This window comes from Oleiphilus sp. HI0132 (assembly GCF_001635845.1).
Map to the genome: position 1 here is coordinate 1 of NZ_LWGJ01001381.1, position 4,380 is coordinate 4,380.

The 4,380-nt window shown below is 41.3% G+C and carries 2 protein-coding genes; both read left to right on the forward strand.

Translation table 11 applies throughout. The features are described from left to right. Positions 1-2,969 (forward strand): AAA domain-containing protein (locus A3766_RS21225; protein WP_068642938.1); only part of this gene is annotated, 2,969 nt, incomplete at its 5' end. Next, positions 2,969-4,380 (forward strand): UvrD-helicase domain-containing protein (locus tag A3766_RS21230; RefSeq protein ID WP_068642940.1); only part of this gene is annotated, 1,412 nt, incomplete at its 3' end. The genes A3766_RS21225 and A3766_RS21230, both read left to right, overlap by 1 nt.

Sequence of the window (4,380 nt, forward strand, 5' to 3'; positions counted from 1 at the left end):
AGAATAAGAACCTTGCCTATGAAAGAATCCTTAAAGAGTTCGATGTTTCTTACAAACTCGTATCGATAAAGGGTGCCAGGCCACGAAAATTCGTTTCAGCACAGCAGGCTGGGGAGTGGTATCGATTTGTTCCAGAAAAAGGCGCCAATGTAGTGGCGCTGAGGCGTGACGTCAGTTTCATAAAGGACAAAAGATCAGATGAACGAGTGAACAAACGTTTCGAATATCTCAAAAGGCTATCTCGTTGTTTCGAAATAAAGGAAGAGGGTAAAGAGCCTAATCAGTATCTCGAAAACTACTACAAAAATTTAGGCGGTGTCGAAACTGAATCTGCACTGGCTAAGTACCTGGCTGGTGAGCTTGGGCAACGGTTCGAATTACCCAAGAAGGTATTGTTTCCCTTTGGGCTTAATCCTTCGCAGAAAAGTGCTGTTGAAAATGCACTGACAAACCAGATTAGTGTGATTGAAGGCCCTCCAGGAACAGGTAAGACACAAACCATTCTAAATATTATTGCTAATGCAGTAAGTGAAGGGCAGACCGTAGGAGTAGTTTCCGGAAATAACTCAGCTACGGATAATGTCGCTGAAAAGCTTGAAGCTAACGGATTTGGCTTTCTTACAGCAGCGCTTGGTAATGATGGTAGAAAGACAGCATTCTTTTCGAAGGAATTTGTAGAGCCTCAAAAACAAGGCTGGGTAATAACGACTGATGTTCTTGCTGCTAAGGAGGCTCATTTTAAAATGATCTCCACAAAGCTGGAAGAGGTGCTCGTGCTGGAGAATGAACTAGCAGAAATCAAGCAAAAGAAACTGGATTTTGACCTAGAGAAACAGCATTTCGAGAGCAAATATCCCGATGCCAAAAATGTGTATGCAAAACTGACTTCCCGTAGGAAGTATACCGCAGCGGATATTTTAGCCTTCAAGCAGTCGCTTATATTTGGGAAAAAGAAAAGTAAGCTAGCACTTATTTGGTCTGCGATAAAAGTATATTTTAGATTCGGTATCTCTAACTTTAAGCAAGTATCACAATGCAGCGCGGAGCTAATTTCAGATCTAGAGAAAGACTACTTCGATACCAAAGTTATAGAACTAACAGAGAGTATTTCTTCGCTTGAGAAAAAGCTTGAAGGGATAGAAAGTAAGAGTTTAATGAAGAGCTCGAAAGAACTTTCTCTTGAGTTGTTTAAGCATTCAATTGCGCTAAATCGATATGGGCTAAATCCTGAAAAGTTTACTAAAGAAGATTATCGTAATGATTACGAAACGTTTCTTAAACAGCACCCACTCATATTAAGTGCTACCCATTCGCTCAGAGGGTGCGTGGATCGTGGGACACTTCTGGATTATCTAATAATTGATGAAGCCTCTCAGGTAGATCTGGTAACTGCTGCAATTTCGTTGTCATGCTGCAAACGTCTTGTGGTCGTGGGCGATCTAAAGCAAATATCCAATTTTGCATCAGAGGCCGCTCTTGACCAGAAAGCCGAAGTAGAAGATGAATATCCGGTTGAAGAGCATTATAACTTTTACGACAACAGCATAATGTCTTCGTTGCTCAAGACTTATGGCGATCGATTACCTAAAACGATGTTAAGAGAGCACTATAGGTGTCATCCAGCGATTATTGGGTTTTGTAATAAACAGTTCTACAACGATCAGCTGTTAATTATGACCGAAGAAGGTGAGAGGAAAGACCCGTTCCTGGTTTTTCCGCTTGTGGCCGGAAATCACGCAAGGAAGTTGTTTGATGAACCGGGGCTGTTTAGTGAAAGAGAGATCTCAGTTATTAAGGATGAGGTGCTGACTGAACCTCGATTAGCGACACAAGATTCAGATGAAATTGGGATAATCGCTCCTTATAGAAAGCATATTGAGCAAACTAGGAAGTGTTTAGATGATGAGAATATGGACACTGATACAGTCTTCAAATACCAAGGTCGTGAGAAACAAGTTATCGTGTTCTCAACGGTAGCTAACTCGATAAATGACTTTATTGATCGTGCTGATACCGTTAACGTTGCCGTGTCTAGAGCAGTTGACCAGTTTGTGTTAGTGACGGGGAATAAGATCTTTAACGATAATAACTCGAATATTGGAGCCTTGGTGCGTTATATCAATTATCAAACGATGGGCAAGGCGCTGATACCAAGTAAAAAGTCATCTGTTTTTGATATGCTCTATTCAGAACAAAGCGTGCAGCGTCGAGAGTTTTTAGCCCGACATAACAAAGTTTCCATTTACCATTCAGAAAATCTCATAGATGTTCTCTTGAGAGAGGTCTTATCCTTAGAGGCTTTCCAAGATTTAGATTATGTGCTTCATGTTCAGCTAAATGACATTGTAAAAGATACGTCAGAGCTAACTTATGAACAAAGTAAATTTGTGAAGAATCCTTGGTCGCATGTAGATTTCTTGATTTATTCGCGAATCGATAAGAGCCCTGTTTTGGCAATCGAGGTTGATGGCTTCGAGTTTCACGAAAATAATGCTGAACAGCGCGGGCGAGACACGTTGAAGAACCAGGTTCTGCAGAATATTGGATTAAGGTTGTTAAGGCTAAAAACCAATGAGTGTGACGAAAAGGAACGCATAGTCGCTGCACTTGAGCGAGCTGCCAAAAGGCAAACTGTTAGTGACTCCCAAGATAATAGTACCAATAGTAAAAACTCTGATTGGGAAAGGGTCAAACGCTACGCGGATGAAGTAGTTATGGACCTAGTAGATTATTTAGAGTCTCAGGCTTGTGTTGATGTTCCTACAGTGGGTTATGAGCTGTGTGATGGCAACGGGGAAATTTTATGTGAATCAGAGCTTGCTTGGGAGAGTTATAAAGTAGCGTTGTTAATCGACTACCAAATGGATGAGGGCGAAGAGTTATTCACAAAACAAGGTTGGACGGTTGTAAGTATTGATGAGAAACCTGAGGGCCTGTTAAGTTTGTTAGCGTCAAAGGAAGCTGCTTGATGGATATTAAAGTCGCCTTCGCGGACAGGTTTTTTAACGCTTTAGTGAAACTACCAGCTAACACCCAAGCTAAGGTTATTCAACTGGTTCTAAAGTTTCAAAGTAACCCTAAATCTCCGGGATTGAATTATGAAACTCTCAATGCGCTTAAGGATAAGCTCATGCGATCTATACGGGTTGATCAAGCATACAGAGTCATACTACATGCACCGGCTGAGGGAAATGTCTATTTGCTATTGTGGGTAGATCATCATGATAGAGCATATAACTGGGCAGCAGTTCATCAGTGTAAAATAAATCCTAATACTGGATCTCTACAGATATACGAGACCATGATTGAGACGATGCAAAAGGTTTCAGCTCCGTCTACTTTCGAAAAGGGCTTGTTTGACAATTTAAAGGATAAACACTTACTAAGACTTGGTGTTCCCGATGAGCTTATATCGTCTGTAAGGAGTGTGACTAACGAGTCGATGTTGGATCAACTACAACACCGATTACCGAAAGAGGCATATGAGGCTTTATTCTTTTATAACGCGGGCGAAAGCTATGAAAGTCTTTTACTAGAAAGCGAAACTAGCGATGTTTCAAGCGTTGATTCATCAGACTATCAGCAAGCACTCAGCCTACCTTCTACTATAGCTAGCTTCTTTGTCCCAGCAAGTGAAAAAGAGCTAAGAGAAATGCTTGCTGAACCGGTTGCTAAATGGCGAGTGTTTCTGCACCCAGCGCAACGCAAGCTCGTTATGGGTATTAAGAATGGTTCGGTAAGAGTACTAGGTGGAGCGGGTACGGGCAAAACAGTTGTGGCAATGCACCGTGCCAAATGGCTTGCAGAAAACTGCTGTGATAACGGACAGAAAGTTCTGTTTACCACTTATACCAAAAACCTCGCGATTGATATTTCAACTAGCCTTCAAAGTATTTGCGATCAGCATACCCTTTCTAAGATTGAAGTCATTAACCTTGACCAATGGGTGCAAAACTTTCTAAAACATCATAATTATGGATACCGCATACTCTATGATCAACGTAAAAGTGAAGAGTTATGGGGTAAAGCGCTCATCAAATGTCCACGACATTTAAATTTTTCCAATAATTTCTACAAGGAAGAATGGCAACGTGTCGTACAGGCTCAAGGCATTGATACGTTCAATGCGTATAAACGAGCTTCTAGAAAAGGCAGGGGTACAAGACTTGATCGTGAGCAACGCTTTGAAATTTGGCCGGTGTTTGAAGAATATCGTCGACTACTAAATGCCGAACATTATAAAGAGGTTGATGATGTTTATCGAGATACTCTCGGATTTATAGAAAGCGGGCAAGGAACTCAAGACTATTCGTCTGTCATCTTGGATGAAGCTCAAGATATGGGGTCTCAAGCATACAAATTGTTAAGAGCTATTGTGCC